The sequence below is a fragment of the Rhodococcus sp. USK10 genome, from assembly GCF_019378875.1.
Lineage (GTDB): Bacteria > Actinomycetota > Actinomycetes > Mycobacteriales > Mycobacteriaceae > Rhodococcus_F > Rhodococcus_F pseudokoreensis.
On the sequence record NZ_CP076048.1, the window covers coordinates 1,953,736 to 1,967,177 of the forward strand.

Consider the following 13,442-nt stretch of genomic DNA (forward strand, 5'->3'; position numbering starts at 1 on the left):
GGCGACGGGTTTGCGCAGCACGACTCGGCGTTCTTCTCCTCACCTTACGTGCCGAGCCCGGTTTCGGTGACTACCCGACCGCGCGGGCCGCTTCCGCCGCCTCGGCGAAGAACCAGGACAGCACCAGGGCACCGGGGTCCACGACACCGCGCGCCGCCTCACCGATGTAGCTGGCCCGGCCGCGCCGCGCGGTGATGTCCGCGGTCGCCTCGGCACCACGGGCGGCGGCGTCCGCGGCCCCGGCCAGACCGTCGGACGGATTCTTCCCGGCCTCGGCGGCGGATTCGAGGGCGGCGACGGCGGGGGCGATGGCGTCGATCATCGTCTTGTCCCCGGGTTGCGCCCGGCCGAGTTCCTGAATCGTGTCGAGGCCCGCCCGTGCCGCGGCGGCGATCGCCTTCGTGTCCAGACCCTGCGGTGCGTCGGCGGCTACCCGGTAGAACTGCCGGAACCAGACCCCGAACAGCGCGCCCGACGTGCCGCCCGCGTGACCGAGGTAGGCGTCGGACAGTGACTCGAACACCGTCGCCGGGGAGTAGCGGTCGCGGATCCCGGCGACGTCGACGTGATCAAGTGCGGCCACCATGTTGGTGCCGAAGTCACCGTCGCCTGCGCGGCGGTCGAGGTCGGTAAGGTTCGACTCCTCGGCGAGCACCTTCTCCACGAATGCGCCCATCCATCGGCCCACCACGGCCCGGCCCAGAGCATCCGCGGTGCCGGACACATCCGACCCATCCGCCCGGGAGGCGACCTTCGAATGGACCTGCACATCGGATTTGCCTGGGACGCCGCGGAATTCACCGGCCGGGGCGTTGGGCCATCCCGGTGCGGCGGTGGGTGCGTCCCACAGTTCCAGGAGCTGATCGTCGCAGCGCACCAGCGTGACGGAGGCGCCGTCCATGTCCAGCGCGGTGACGAAGCTGCCGACCAGCGAGCGTCGGATCACCACACCCCGGTCTGCGAGATGGTCGGCGAATTCACCGAACAGCAGTTGCAACTCCAGCGGATGGGCCGCGCCGAGGCCGTTGACGATCGCGATCACCGGATCGCCCCGCTGCACGCCGAGCGAGTCCAGCACGGGGTCGGTGAGCCGGCGGACGAGTTCCGTGGCGGGCAGTGCGTCGACCCGTTCGGTTCCGCGCTCGCCGTGGATGCCGATCCCGAGTTCGATCTGCCCCTCCGGCAGGTCGAACGACGGCGAGTCCGACCCGGGCACAGTGCACGCTCTCAGTGCCACCGCCATGCTGCGCGAGTTCCGGGCCGTGCGTCGCCCGAATTCCGCGACGGTGGCGAGGTCGTCTCCGCGTTCGGCCGAAGCGCCGCAGATCTTCTCGACCGCGATCGTGGCCGCAGTGCCGCGACGTCCGGGTCCGTCCTCCCGTTCGGACGCGACGTCGTCGTCGACGAGCACGTGCTCGACCGTGATGCCGTCCTCCGCCGCCAGGTCGCCGGCGATGCGGAAGTTGAGGACGTCGCCGGTGTAGTTCTTCACGATGTGCACGACTCCGCCACCGGCGTCGACGGCCCGGGTGGCGGCACGCACCTGCAGCGCGTTGGGCGAGCTGAAGATCAGGCCGGGGCAGGCTCCGGTGAGCATGCCCCGGCCGATGAATCCGGCGTGCAGCGGTTCGTGCCCGGACCCACCGCCGGACAGCAACGCGACCTGCCCGGACGGCAACGGCTCCCGGCGGGTGAGATAGCCCGGTTCCGGATGCCATTCGAGGTCGTCGGTGGTGGCGACGGTCCCGCGGAGGGCGTCGACGACGAAGGTCTTGGGTGAGTTCAGGAACTGTGCGTGCGCCATGCCCCCAGGCTAAGCGCCCACATGTGAGTGCCGTGGCGTGCCGGAGCACACTTTGCCACTCACGTGGGAGGCGGCGGCGAGCGCTTCCTCGAACTCCCGCCTGCCGGACTGCGATCCGAGCAGCAACGCGAGCCGGGTCAGGAAGCCCTCCCGGTCCGACTCCTCCGCCTGGTCCAGCGCCTCGGACAGTCCCGTCCACACGTTCTCGCGCAGCAGTTCCTCCGGCGTCGCAGCCGTCTCCGTGTGCGCGGGGACGACACCGAGCACGGGGGCGGTCGCCGCTCGCAGGTGCGCGGGCACGTCGCCGAGCAGCGACAGGTCCCGGATCCGGCACAGGACGAGCCCGTCCGGACGGATCACGAAGCATTCCCCCGCGGACGCGCCGAGGGCCTGCGCCAGCGCACCGTCGGAGTCGTCGAGGACCGTCAGGTCGTCCGCCGCGTCCACCGCCACACCCTGCGCCGGGACGACGACCGCGCGCACCGACTCCGGCGCCAGCGCCATCGACATCGCGGCGGCGTGTGCGGCGACGACGTCGGCGCCGGCGGCGTCGACCCCGATGCCCAGCACCGCGAAACCCGTTCCGCGGACCCGGTTCAGCGAAGACTCCACCGGTCCCCCGGCGGTGACGACCCGAACGCGGCGGTCCTCCATCGGATCCCCGGGCAGCACACCGGTCGTCCCCTCGGCCACCGGCCAGGTGAGCGGCGACAGGTGCGCGTGCGTGGCACTCGACTGCCGCGGGTTGATGAGGTGACCGAACTCCGGGCGGGTCGTGGCCAGCGCCAGGACTGCGTCGCGGGTGGTGCGGTAACCGTGGCTGCCGGGCGACATGATGAGCGTCGACTTGCCCGCGTTGTCGACGTTCTGCTGCCAGGCGTCGCGTCGTTCGGACGAATATGCCTGCAGGAGTGCGCGGTCCGCCGTTCCGTTGACGACGGCGGCCAGGGTCCAGGCGAGGGTCTCGGCGTCCTCCATGCCGGAGTTCAGCCCGCGGACGCCGAAGATCGGAACCAGGTGGGCGGCGTCGCCGGCGAACAGGATCCGGCCGTGCGTGAAGTCGTCCAGTGCGAGCGCGTGCGCACGGTAGAAGCCGTGCCATTCGAGGGTCCACGGCACGTCGTTCTCGAGCCAGTCGAGGTGCCGCGTGATCCGGTCGCGGATGCGGTCTTCCTGCGTCTCGAGTTCGGCGTCGTCGGCACTGTCGAGTTGGTAGTCGATGCGCCAGATGTCGCGGGGCTGCCGATGCATGATGATCGTCGATCCGGGGTTGCTCGGCGGGTCGAACCACACCATCCGCTCGGCGGGCAGCGCCGATTCCCAGTGGATGTCGGCGATGACGTAGCTGCCCTCATAGCTGTTTCCCTGCAAGCGGATTCCCGCCAATTCCCGCATCCGGCTGCGACCGCCGTCGGCGGCGACGACCCAGCGTGCGTGGAGCCGGCGCACACCGAACGCGGTGTCGACGTCGAGGGTCACGTCCTCGTCCGACCGCAGGACCCCGGCGACGCTCGACGACCAGTGGAACGTGATCAGCGGGTGCGCGAGCAGGGTGTCGGTCATGATCTGCTCGATCTCGGACTGCGACACGTTGACCATGGGCCCGCGGACGTCGTGTTCGCCGTGCGCCATCTCGAAGTGCAGCACCTGTTCGTCGCGGTAGAAGCTGCGCCCACCCACCCAGGGGAGCACGATCTTCTCGAGTTCCGGTCCGAACCCGAGCCTGGCCGCGACCTCGAGGCTGTGCCGGGAGATACAAATGGCGCGGCTGCCGAACGACACCTGGTCGGCGGCCTCGAGCACGGTGACGGGGATGCCGCGCTGCGCGAGGCCCAGCGCGACGCCCATGCCGACCGGTCCGGCACCTACGACGACGACGGGCAGGGCCTCGTCGGTTGCATTGGTCGACGCGAAGTCCGTCGCCGCGTATTTCCGGGGTTGGAAGTAGGTGGACATGTCAGGCGGCCTCCGCTTTCTTCGCGATCTTGTTCGTTTCCGGCAGCAGCAGGATCGCGACGAGACTGATCACGGCGATCACCACGAAATAGGCGGTGACGGCCGTCGAACTCCCGAAGGCCCCGAACAGCCACGTCGCCATGAACGGTGCGAGCCCGCCGCCGAGGATGGCACCGATCTGGTAGCCGAGTGACGCACCGCTGTAGCGGATGTGGGCGGGGAAGAGTTCGGCGAACAGTGCCGACTGCGGCCCCGCGGTGGTGCCGAGCACAGCCGCCATCACGATCATGGCGAGCAGCATGACGGGGATCGACGCCGTGTCGATCAGGGGGAAGAACGCCGCCGCGACGATCACCAGAGCGACCGAACTCCACGTGTACACGCGGCGCCGCCCGAGCACGTCGGACTTCCAGGCCGACACCGCCATGCCCGCCATCCAGACCGGGCACGCGACGATCAGCAATGTGAGCATCGTGGCGCGGCTGTACCCGAGTTCCGTGGTGCCGTACGTCAGGACGTACACCATGAACACGTAGGCGATGCCGTTGGTCGCGATGAATGTGCCCGCCGCGAGCAGCACCGTCCGCCAGTTCTTCGTCAGCACCTCGACGATCGGCATCTTCACGATCGTGTCGCTCTCCTTGGCCTCCGCGAACGCCGGGGACTCGAACACGCCGAGCCGAATCCACATCGCGACGCCGACGAGCACGGCGCTCATCAGGAACGGCACCCGCCAGCCCCACGTCTGGAACGCGTCGTCGGACAGCAGCTGGGTGACGGCGAGGAACACGACGTTCGCCATGATCACTCCGGCCGGAACGCCCATCTGCGGCGCCGCGCCGTACAGGCCGCGCTTGCCCTCGGGGGCGTGCTCGGTGGCCATGAGCACCGCGCCGCCCCATTCGCCGCCGACGCCGATGCCCTGCACGAACCGCAACGCGACCAGCAGGATGGGTGCGGCCACCCCGATGGCCTCGAAGTTCGGGAGCAGTCCGATGCCGACGGTCGCGGCGCCCATCATCGTCAACGACAGCACCAGCATCGACTTGCGCCCGATGCGGTCACCGAAGTGACCCATGACGACGCCGCCGATCGGGCGGGCGATGAAGCCGACCGCGAAGGTGGCGAAGGCGGCCAGGGTTCCGGCGAACGTCGACGCGCCGGGGAAGAACTGCGGTCCGATCACGAGGGCCGCGGCGGTGCCGTAGATGAAGAAGTCGTACCACTCGATCGCGGTACCGACGAAGCTCGACAGGACTGCCCTGCGCGCTTCCTTGTGAGACACCGGCGGTGTCGCCTCGGTGATTGCCGTCATCGTCTGCCTTCCCGGTTCTGCTGCGCCACACTCATCGCGCTACCGGAAAACAATGACCCCACTCACATACGTCTGAAAAGCGGGACTATCCCCGCATGAATTGCAGAAAATCCGTGGATGGCATGAATCCGCAGTTCAGGCCGTGACAAAGCGGATGAACGCCCGCGCGACCCGGCTCAGCGTCGCCTCCTGATGCCACGCGACGACGACGGCCACCGACGCCGGTTTCGGTTCGGCTATCGGTTTCACGACGACGGGCAGGCCCTCGTACGTGACGTCCACCCGGGGCCGTTGCAGCAGCAGCGTCCACCCGAGGCCGCGCCCGACGAAGGCCCGCGCCGTCTCGAAGTTCGCGGTGCGGTACGCCACCCGGGGCGCGAACCCGGCCTGCCGGCAGACGTCCATCGCATGGTTGGTGCTCGGCGGCGCGTCCAGCAGCACCATCGGGTGCTCCGCGAGATCCGCGAGGCGCACCGGCCCGTCGACGCCCGCCAGCGGATGTTCCGCCCCGAGCACCACCATCGGCTCCCGGGTCATCAGCGGCACGGTCTGCCAGTCCGGGGGCAGGTCGAGGTCGTAGACGATGGCGACGTCGAGTTCGCCGCCCTCGAGTTCCGTCCGCAACCGGTTCTGGGTGTCTTCGCGGAACTCCACCGACGCGCGCGGGTATTCGGTGGTGAACGCGTACAGCATCGACGGCAGGATCGTCGGGCCGAGTGCCGGGTAGCAACCGACGGCGATCGGCCCGGCGACGACCCCGCCCGCACCGGACGCGTCGGTCTGCAATTCCCCGGCCTGCTGTAACAGGGCACGCGCCCGCGACAGGACCGCCTCCCCCGTCGGGGTCAGCTGCACGCCGCGGGCCCGCCGGCGCACACACAGTTGCGCCTTCAGTGCCTTCTCCAGGTCCGTCACCGCCGCGGACAGCGCCGACTGCGACAGGTGCATCCGCTCGGCCGCACCGCTGATCGTGCCGGTCTCCGCCACCGCGACGAACGCCGCCAGCTGGCGCATCGTGTACACGGGGACGTTGTCGGGGCGCGGCATGCAAGAACGGTAGCGCGGACGATCAGCCGCCGGTGGCCGCCGGAACCTGCGCGAGCACCTCCCGGGTGGCGGTGACCAGCCGCTCGAGCCACGCGTCCGTGCCGACGGCCCGCCGGAGCGGCTCGTTGGGGAGTTCGATGCTCACCGGCAGGCCTGCCGGCAACGTCGACCAGATGTCGGCGAGCGGGATACCACCAGCCCCGGGAACGAGCCGCTCCTCGCGCGCCTGACGGATCAGTTCGGCGTCGTCCGTGGGCGCGGGCACCGAGCCGTCGCACATCTGCGCGTAGTGCAGCCAGTCCCGCGGGATCGCCGCGAGGTCGGCCGCAGTGGTGCTCGACCGTCCGACGTGCAGGGCGTCCACCAGCACGCTACGGGCAGGCCCGTCGGCCTGCGACACGATCTCGACCGCGGCGGTTGCGTCGGGGACCGCCGTCCACGGCATGAACTCGAGGCTCGCGACGATGCCGTAGTTCGCGCACAGTGCCGCGAGCCGGGCGTACGAGTCGGTGAGCCTTGTGCGGTCGCGGTCGTCGCCGCCGACGAGCACGGCCCTGGCCCCCAGCCGTGCGCCCGCCTCGAGGAGCGGAACGTAGTCCTTCTCGTCGAAATCCGCTCCCAGACGGATGATTTCGAGGTCGAACACCTCGATCGGCGAATCCTCGAGACGGCGCACCAGCGCGTCGAGGGCGGCCGGGTCCTCGTGCAGCGGGTAGGCGGTGGTGCCGGGTGCGGCGGGCAGCAACCGGATGCCGATGGTGTCGAAGCCGTGTTTCTCGGCGAGGTCCACCTGCTCGAGCGGCGCGGTGTCGAGCACCGTGAGCGCGGCAAGGCCGAGTGGGGCGGTCATCGCAGGTCTCCTGTCGTCGAGGCGAGGCGGCGACCGGTGAGGTAGCCGAAGGTCATGGCCGGGCCGAGGTTGATGCCGCCGGACGGGTAGTGACCGCCCATGACGCTGGACTGGTCGACGCCGACGGCGAACAGTCCGCGGATCGGCTGGTCGTCGTCGTTCAGCACCCGGGACGTCGAGTCGGTGACCAGGCCTGCGAACGTGCCGAAGCTGCCGGGGACCACCTTGACCGCGTAGAACGGGCCTTCTTCGAGTGGCGCGAGCGCCGGATTGGGCCAGGGGTTGTCGGCGTCTCCGGACCCGACGGTGAATGGTGTGGTGCCACGACCGAAGTCGGGGTCGACGCCGTCGCGGGCACCCTCGTTGAACGCCGCGACCGTCTTCTCCAGGCCGTCCGGGTCGATACCGATCTTCTCGGCCAGTTCGCGGACCGTGCGGCCGCGGGTGAGGTAGCCCGACTTCAGGTACGGCCACGTGGGGATCGGCAGCGGCTTGGCCATGCCGAGCGGGAAGTACCGCAGGTACCGCTGGTCGGCGATCAGCCAGGAGCACACCTCCTCGCCGTCGGGCACCTGCTCGACCATCGCGAGCGTGTAGTCGTGGTAGCCGAGCCCCTCGTTGACGAAGCGTCGTCCGTCCGCGAGAACACCGATGGCGCCGGGCTTTCCGCGGTCGAGGATGTGCGGGAACACGCCCTCCTTGCCGTTGCGGTACCGGATGATCGACACCGGGCAGTACGCGACCGGCGAGGCGACCGAGCGGTCGAGTCGGCCGCCTGCGGATTCGCCGAGGGTGATGCCGTCGCCGGTGGTCGTGGACGGGGTCAGCGTCCAGTGCTCGCGTCCGGTGGGGGTGCGGGGGAACAGTGCGCGGCGCCGGTCGAGGTCGTGGGAGAAGCCGCCGGTCGCGAGGACGACGCCGCGGCGGGCGCTCACGGTGTAGGCGCCGTCCGGGCCCGCCAACCGGACACCGGTGACACTGCCCGCGGAGTCGGTGGTCAACGCGGTGGCCGCCGTGCTCACGCGGATCTCGACGCCGGCGTCGAGCGCCGACCGCAACAGCCTGCCGACGAGCGCGGTGCCGTTGACGAGTTGCTGCCCGCGACGCTTGGTGGCGAGGTCGAGCAGGTGGGTGGACACCCGTTTCGTGCAGTGGAGAAACGCCTTCGCCGACCGGGTCGAGTGCAGGAACGCCTGCAGGTCGGGGCCGGCCATGATGCCCATGCCGAGGAACGACGTCTCGTAGAGTTGCCGCCGGAGCAGGGCCGCGACGTCGGGTCCGAGTTTCCGCAGACTCACCGGTTTCGGTCCGACCGAGCGGTGGCCCGTTCCGGCACCGGGTGTGTCGCCGTGGATGTCGGCGATCTTCGCGCCCGGAACGAACTGCAGCGCCGTCTTCTTCTCGAAGAACTCCACCATCTCGGGTGCGCCGTCGAGCAGGGCGTCGACTTTGGCGGCGTCGAAGTTCTCGCCGAGCCGGTGTTCGAGATACGTGCGGGGCGCCGAGCGGTCCTCGTTGACACCGTCCGCGTGCGCGAACAGGTTCCGCGGCGTCCACATCCACCCGCCCGACCACGCCGTGGCGCCGCCGCACGTGTCCGCCTTCTCGACGACGAGGACGGACGCTCCCCCGTCGGCGGCGGCGACGGCGGCGGACAGGCCGCCCGCGCCGGAGCCGATGACGACGACGTCGTAGGCCGGGGTGGAAGGGTCGGGGGTCATGCGTTCTCCTTGGTGGTGACGGGGGCCGGGGCGGGCGTGAGGTCGACGACCCGGCCGGTGCGGGACGACTCGTAGACGGCGGCGACGATCGCGAGCGAGGCGCGGGCGTCGCGTCCGGTGACGGCAGGCGCCCGGCCGGTCAGGACGGCGTCCGCGAAGTCCTGCACCTGGAGGGTGTGGAAATCGGAGAGTCCGGCGTTGACCTCGGTGACGTCGAGGTTGGCGCGGACGCCGGAGGTGAAGGGCGCCCGGAACTCGGTGCTGCCCGGCACGGTCCAGATCTCGTTGACACCCTCCTGTCCTTCCGGGAACTCGAGGACGCTCGCGATCGCACCGGTCTGCCCGATCACGGTGACCCGGTTGCCGAGGTTGTGGTTGGCGCCGGTGGTCGCGGTGACGGTGGCGGTGCCGCCCGACGCGAACGACACGACCGCCGACGCGCTGTCCTCGGTCTCGATGTGCTCGGTGTGCGTGTGGGTGCGGATGAAGCCGCTCACCTGGACGGCCTCGCCCATGAACCACTGCAGCATGTCGATCTGATGCACGGCCTGCGTCATGAGGACGCCGCCGCCGTCGGTGTCCCACCGTCCGCGCCACGCGTCGGCGGAGTAGTACGAAGACGGACGGTGCAGGATCACCGACGCCTCACCGAGTACCGGGACGCCGATCCGGCCGTCGTCGATCGCATCCCGGATGCGGCGGGCGGCGGGCCAGAATCGGCGCTGGAACAGCACCCCGAACGTGATGCCCGCGCGGTCGGCGGCCTCGATCATCCGGTCGGCGGCGACGACGTCGACGGCGATCGGCTTCTCGCACAGCACGTGAATGCCCGCCTGCGCGGCCGCGACGACGACCTCTTCGTGGACGGGATGCGGCGTGCACACGGTGCAGGCGTCGAGACCGAGGTCGAGCAGTTCCCCGACCGACCCGACGGCCGTCGTGATGCCGTGCGCCGCAGCGAATGTCCGGGCCCGTTCCAGGTCGGGGTCGCAGCACCCGACGACCTCGACGCCGCGCACCTGCTGCAAGGCCCGGGCGTGGTTGCCGGCGATCTTGCCGCAGCCGACGATGCCGATTCGTAGTGCCATCAGAAGTGCTCCTCGGTTTCGACGTCCCGGGCCGCGGACTCGCCGCGGTCGAGACGGTTCAGGGCGTCGACGTCCCCAGCCGTGAGCCGGACGTCGAGGGCGGCCAGGTTCTCGGCCTGACGTGCGGGATCGGCCGACCGGACAATCGGGACGACACCCTGCGCGCGATGCCAGGCCAGGACCACCTGCGCGGGCGAGTGGCCGAGGCGTTCGGCGATCGCAGTGACCGCGGGTGCGCCGAGCACGTCGCCGCGGCCGAGCGGACTCCACGACTGCGTGGACACCCCGAGTTCGTCGTTCGCGCGGCGGACGGGCAGCCGGGCGAGCGAGGGGTCCATCTGAATCTGGTTGACGGCCGGGGCCTCTCCGGTCTCGGCGACGACGCGGCGCAGGTGCGTGCCCAGGAAGTTGGAGACGCCCACGTGCCGCACCAGGCCGGCGTCGCGGCAGGCGAGCATCGCCTCGAATGCCGCCACGTACCTGTCGTGGCGTGGCAGCGGCCAATGGATGAGGAACAGGTCGAGCCGATCGAGCCCGAGACCCTTCAGGCTGCGTTCGACGGCGCCGCGAATGTCGCCCGACACGTGATCGCTCCCCCGCAGTTTGGTGGTGACGAACAGTTCGTCGCGGGGCAGATCGCACGCCACGAGGGCGGCGCCGACGGCGTCCTCGTTCCCGTAGATGGCGGCCGTGTCGATCAGCCGGTAGCCGGCCTCGATGCCGCAGAGCACGGCCCGGGTGGCGTCCGGACCGGTCAGCGGCCAGGTCCCGAGACCGAGGGGCGGAATCGCCATCATGCGCTGACCTCCTCGCGGGCATCGGCGGCCGCGGTGATCTTCGCGGCGACGTCGGCCGCGGTCACCAGCGCAGCGTGGATGGAGCCGCCGTCGCCGCTCGCGTCGCCGACGGGGTGGACGCCGAGTCGCGGTGCCAGCCCCCTCAGTGCGGCGAGCAGGTCGACGCGGGGCTCGATGCCGTGTGAGATCAGCAGTTCGCCCGGGGCGTCCACCACCCGCTCCTCGCCGCCGGTCGCGATCACCACCCGGTCTTCCTCGATCCGCGTCACGATCGACGACAGATGGGTGGTGAGGTTCTCGCTCGCCGCGAGCCGTGGCAGCAGCACGATCTTTCCGCGCCGGCCGACGTCGTGGGCGATGGTCTCCTGCGGGCCGATCATGACGACTGTCGTGCCGTGCTGGAGCAGGTCGTCGGCGACGGCGGCCGCCTCCCGGTCGGCGCCGAAGATCGTGATCGCCTCGGGTGCGGGGTCGCCGGATTCCAGGTACTCCCGGACGTCGCGGACCCTGCGGGTGCCGGCCCCGGGAAGATCGACCGCGGGTCCGCGGCCGCCCGTCGCGAGCACGATGGCGTCGAAGTCCAGGCCGGCCAGTGCGGCGGCGTCGACCCGGGTGCCGGGGTGGCAGGTGACGTCGAGGTCGGCGAGTTCGGCGAGGTACCAGTCGACGATCCGCGAATACTCGGGATACTCGTGGAGCCGGGATGCCAGCGCGAAATCCCCACCGAGGCTGTCGCGTTCGTCGTACAGGTCGACGCGGTGCCCGGCGACGGCGAGGTCGCGGGCGGCCGCCATGCCGGACGGTCCGGCCCCGACCACCGCGACGCGCACCGGCACGTCCGCCGGTGTCGACGGCTGCTCGAGTTCGCGGCCCACCCACGGGTTGACCGAGCACGGGACGGGTCCGGCGGCGAGGCTGTCGATGCAGTAGTTGCAGGCGATGCACGGCCGGTACCGGCCGCCGTCCAGCGCGCGGTTCGGGAAGTCCGGGTCGGCGTGCAGGGTGCGGGCCATGCTGACGAAGTCGGCCTGCCCGGATTCGATGATCTGCGCCGCGATCTCGGGTGTGCTGATCCGGCCCGCGACGCCGACCGGGATGTCGAAGTCCCGCGTGTACTGCCGGGAGTAGGGGGCGAGGAGGCCGCGCGGCCACTCACCGGGCTGGATGATCCACTGTCCCGATTCGTAGTTGCCCGCGGAGACGTCGAGGAAGTCGAGGCGGTCGGTGTCGATCGCGTCGATGCGGGCACGTGTCGCCTGCGCGTCGAGTCCGCCGTCGATCGCCTCGAACGCCGAGAACCGCAGTCCGAGAGCGATACCCGGGGCCATGGTGCGGACGGCGTCGATGACGCGGTTGACGAACAGCGTCGGGTCGGCCCACTCGTCGTCGCGGTGGTTGTACGCCGGCGACAGGAATTGGTGGATGAGGTAGCCGTGCCCGCCGTGCAACGAGATGACGTCGATTCCGGCCTGCTGACAGCGCGCGGCGGCCTCGCCGAAGCATTCGACGATGTGCTCGATGTCGTCGCCGTCGAGTTGCTCGGGCATGTCACCGCCGACCACCGCGCACGGGATCGGGGACGGTGCGACGGGGACGAATCCGCTGACGGCGCCCTGCGCGGTGCGGCCGCCGTGGTTGAGTTCGACACCCACCAGCGCGCCCTGCGCGTGGATCGCGTCGGCCAGCTTCGCGATGCCCGGGATCCGTTCGTCGACGTCGACGCCCATCTGCCGGATGCGGCCCTTGCCGTCGGCGCGCACGTAGCTGGCCTCGGTGAACACGAGAGCCGCGCCGCCCGCCGCGCGGCGTTCGAGGTACGCGATGTACTCGTCGGTCATCGTGCCGTCGACCTCGCAGTAGTTGCGTTCCATCGGGGCCGACACGAAGCGGTTGCGCAGTCGCACGTTGCCCAGGTCGAGGGGCGCGGCGAACGGGTGCGCGGTCATCGGGACTCCTCCAGGACGGTCGGGGCGGACTGCTCGGCGAGCAGGTCGCCGAGGTGGCGCCACATGCGGTCGGGGTCGGGGATGACACCGGTGAGGAGTGCGAACGTGTCGGCCGCCTGCGCGACGAGCATCTGGCCGCCGTCGAGGACGGCGCAGCCGAGAGCGGTGGCCGCCAGAACGAGTTCGGTGTGCAGCGGGCGGTAGACGATGTCGGCGACCCACAGCCCGGGATGGAGCGCGCCGGTGTCGAACGGCGTTCCCGGATATCCGACCATGCCGATCGGGGACGCGTTGACGACGCCGTCGCAGTGCGCCAGGTTCGCTTCGATCGCGTCGAGTCCGATGGCCGTGACCGTCGTCAGCGGGAAGGCGGCCTCGAGGCGCGCGCAGACGTCCGCGGCACGGGACGGGTCGAGGTCGGCGATCCGCAGGTCCCGCACCCCGGCGGCGGCGAGCGCGTAGGCGACGGCCGAACCGGCACCGCCGGCGCCGGCGAGAACGACGCGTCCGAGCGCGGCGTCGGGCAGTCCGCGGCGCAGCGCGGCGAGGAACCCGCTGTGGTCGGTGTTGTGCCCGATCAGCCGCCCGTCGCGGACGACGACGGTGTTGACGGCACCGAGAAGACGTGCGTTGCCGGACAATTCGTCGAGGGATTCGGCGACCGCCTGCTTGCACGGGTGGGTGATGTTGAACCCGGTGCAGCCTGCGGCGACGGCACGCCGCAGTGTGTCACCGGACCTGTCGACGGGGATGCCCTCCGCGGCGACGTCGATCAGGTCGTAGCGGTAGTCGGTGAGGCCGAGCGCGATGGCCTCGTGTTCGTGCAGCGCCGGGGACAGGGACGTGGCGATCCCTGCCCCGAGGAGGCGGATCCGGTGCCGGGTGGATTCGGGGTGCATGAAGATCTCCTGCAGAGGT

General features: G+C 70.7%; 10 protein-coding genes. All 10 read right to left on the reverse strand.

What is annotated here, in order from left to right:
• Window positions 1–70: 70 nt before the first annotated feature.
• The 10 genes from dhaL to I1A62_RS16040 all read right to left on the reverse strand — a co-directional run bounded on the left by dhaL (window position 71) and on the right by I1A62_RS16040 (window position 13,423).
• Window positions 71–1,804 (reverse strand): dihydroxyacetone kinase subunit DhaL, encoded by a 1,734-nt coding sequence (gene dhaL, locus I1A62_RS15995; protein ID WP_219459136.1) that lies wholly within the window; start codon window positions 1,802–1,804, stop codon window positions 71–73.
• 9 nt (window positions 1,805–1,813) lie between these two features.
• On the reverse strand, window positions 1,814–3,760 hold the full coding sequence (locus tag I1A62_RS16000) for an FAD-dependent monooxygenase (protein ID WP_219459137.1): 1,947 nt from the start codon (window positions 3,758–3,760) through the stop codon (window positions 1,814–1,816).
• A gap of 1 nt (window position 3,761) precedes the next feature.
• Window positions 3,762–5,075, reverse strand: coding sequence for an MFS transporter (locus I1A62_RS16005; protein ID WP_219459138.1), 1,314 nt, complete (start codon window positions 5,073–5,075; stop codon window positions 3,762–3,764).
• 135 nt (window positions 5,076–5,210) lie between these two features.
• On the reverse strand, window positions 5,211–6,122 hold the full coding sequence (locus tag I1A62_RS16010; RefSeq protein ID WP_219459139.1) for a LysR substrate-binding domain-containing protein: 912 nt from the start codon (window positions 6,120–6,122) through the stop codon (window positions 5,211–5,213).
• A gap of 22 nt (window positions 6,123–6,144) precedes the next feature.
• Window positions 6,145–6,972, reverse strand: a complete 828-nt coding sequence (locus I1A62_RS16015) for a sugar phosphate isomerase/epimerase (RefSeq protein ID WP_219459140.1) — start codon at window positions 6,970–6,972, stop codon at window positions 6,145–6,147.
• The gene (locus I1A62_RS16020; protein ID WP_219459141.1) at window positions 6,969–8,693 is read right to left on the reverse strand and encodes an FAD-dependent oxidoreductase; all 1,725 of its coding nucleotides are present in this window, start codon (window positions 8,691–8,693) and stop codon (window positions 6,969–6,971) included. Before I1A62_RS16020 ends, I1A62_RS16015 begins: the two co-directional genes overlap by 4 nt.
• Window positions 8,690–9,781, reverse strand: a complete 1,092-nt coding sequence (locus I1A62_RS16025; protein ID WP_219459142.1) for a Gfo/Idh/MocA family protein — start codon at window positions 9,779–9,781, stop codon at window positions 8,690–8,692. The genes I1A62_RS16020 and I1A62_RS16025 overlap by 4 nt, the downstream gene beginning before the upstream one ends.
• Window positions 9,781–10,578, reverse strand: coding sequence for an aldo/keto reductase (locus I1A62_RS16030; protein WP_219459143.1), 798 nt, complete (start codon window positions 10,576–10,578; stop codon window positions 9,781–9,783). The genes I1A62_RS16025 and I1A62_RS16030 overlap by 1 nt, the downstream gene beginning before the upstream one ends.
• The gene (locus tag I1A62_RS16035) at window positions 10,575–12,524 is read right to left on the reverse strand and encodes an FAD-dependent oxidoreductase (protein WP_219459144.1); all 1,950 of its coding nucleotides are present in this window, start codon (window positions 12,522–12,524) and stop codon (window positions 10,575–10,577) included. The genes I1A62_RS16030 and I1A62_RS16035 overlap by 4 nt, the downstream gene beginning before the upstream one ends.
• On the reverse strand, window positions 12,521–13,423 hold the full coding sequence (locus tag I1A62_RS16040; protein ID WP_219459145.1) for a shikimate dehydrogenase: 903 nt from the start codon (window positions 13,421–13,423) through the stop codon (window positions 12,521–12,523). The genes I1A62_RS16035 and I1A62_RS16040 overlap by 4 nt, the downstream gene beginning before the upstream one ends.
• Window positions 13,424–13,442 lie beyond the last annotated feature (19 nt).

Coding starts and splice junctions, on each gene's coding strand:
- dhaL (WP_219459136.1), bottom strand. CDS start 1,804: ATGGCGCACGCACAGTTCCTGAACTCACCCAAGACCTTCGTCGTCGAC.
- I1A62_RS16000 (WP_219459137.1), bottom strand. CDS start 3,760: ATGTCCACCTACTTCCAACCCCGGAAATACGCGGCGACGGACTTCGCG.
- I1A62_RS16005 (WP_219459138.1), bottom strand. CDS start 5,075: ATGACGGCAATCACCGAGGCGACACCGCCGGTGTCTCACAAGGAAGCG.
- I1A62_RS16010 (WP_219459139.1), bottom strand. CDS start 6,122: ATGCCGCGCCCCGACAACGTCCCCGTGTACACGATGCGCCAGCTGGCG.
- I1A62_RS16015 (WP_219459140.1), bottom strand. CDS start 6,972: ATGACCGCCCCACTCGGCCTTGCCGCGCTCACGGTGCTCGACACCGCG.
- I1A62_RS16020 (WP_219459141.1), bottom strand. CDS start 8,693: ATGACCCCCGACCCTTCCACCCCGGCCTACGACGTCGTCGTCATCGGC.
- I1A62_RS16025 (WP_219459142.1), bottom strand. CDS start 9,781: ATGGCACTACGAATCGGCATCGTCGGCTGCGGCAAGATCGCCGGCAAC.
- I1A62_RS16030 (WP_219459143.1), bottom strand. CDS start 10,578: ATGATGGCGATTCCGCCCCTCGGTCTCGGGACCTGGCCGCTGACCGGT.
- I1A62_RS16035 (WP_219459144.1), bottom strand. CDS start 12,524: ATGACCGCGCACCCGTTCGCCGCGCCCCTCGACCTGGGCAACGTGCGA.
- I1A62_RS16040 (WP_219459145.1), bottom strand. CDS start 13,423: ATGCACCCCGAATCCACCCGGCACCGGATCCGCCTCCTCGGGGCAGGG.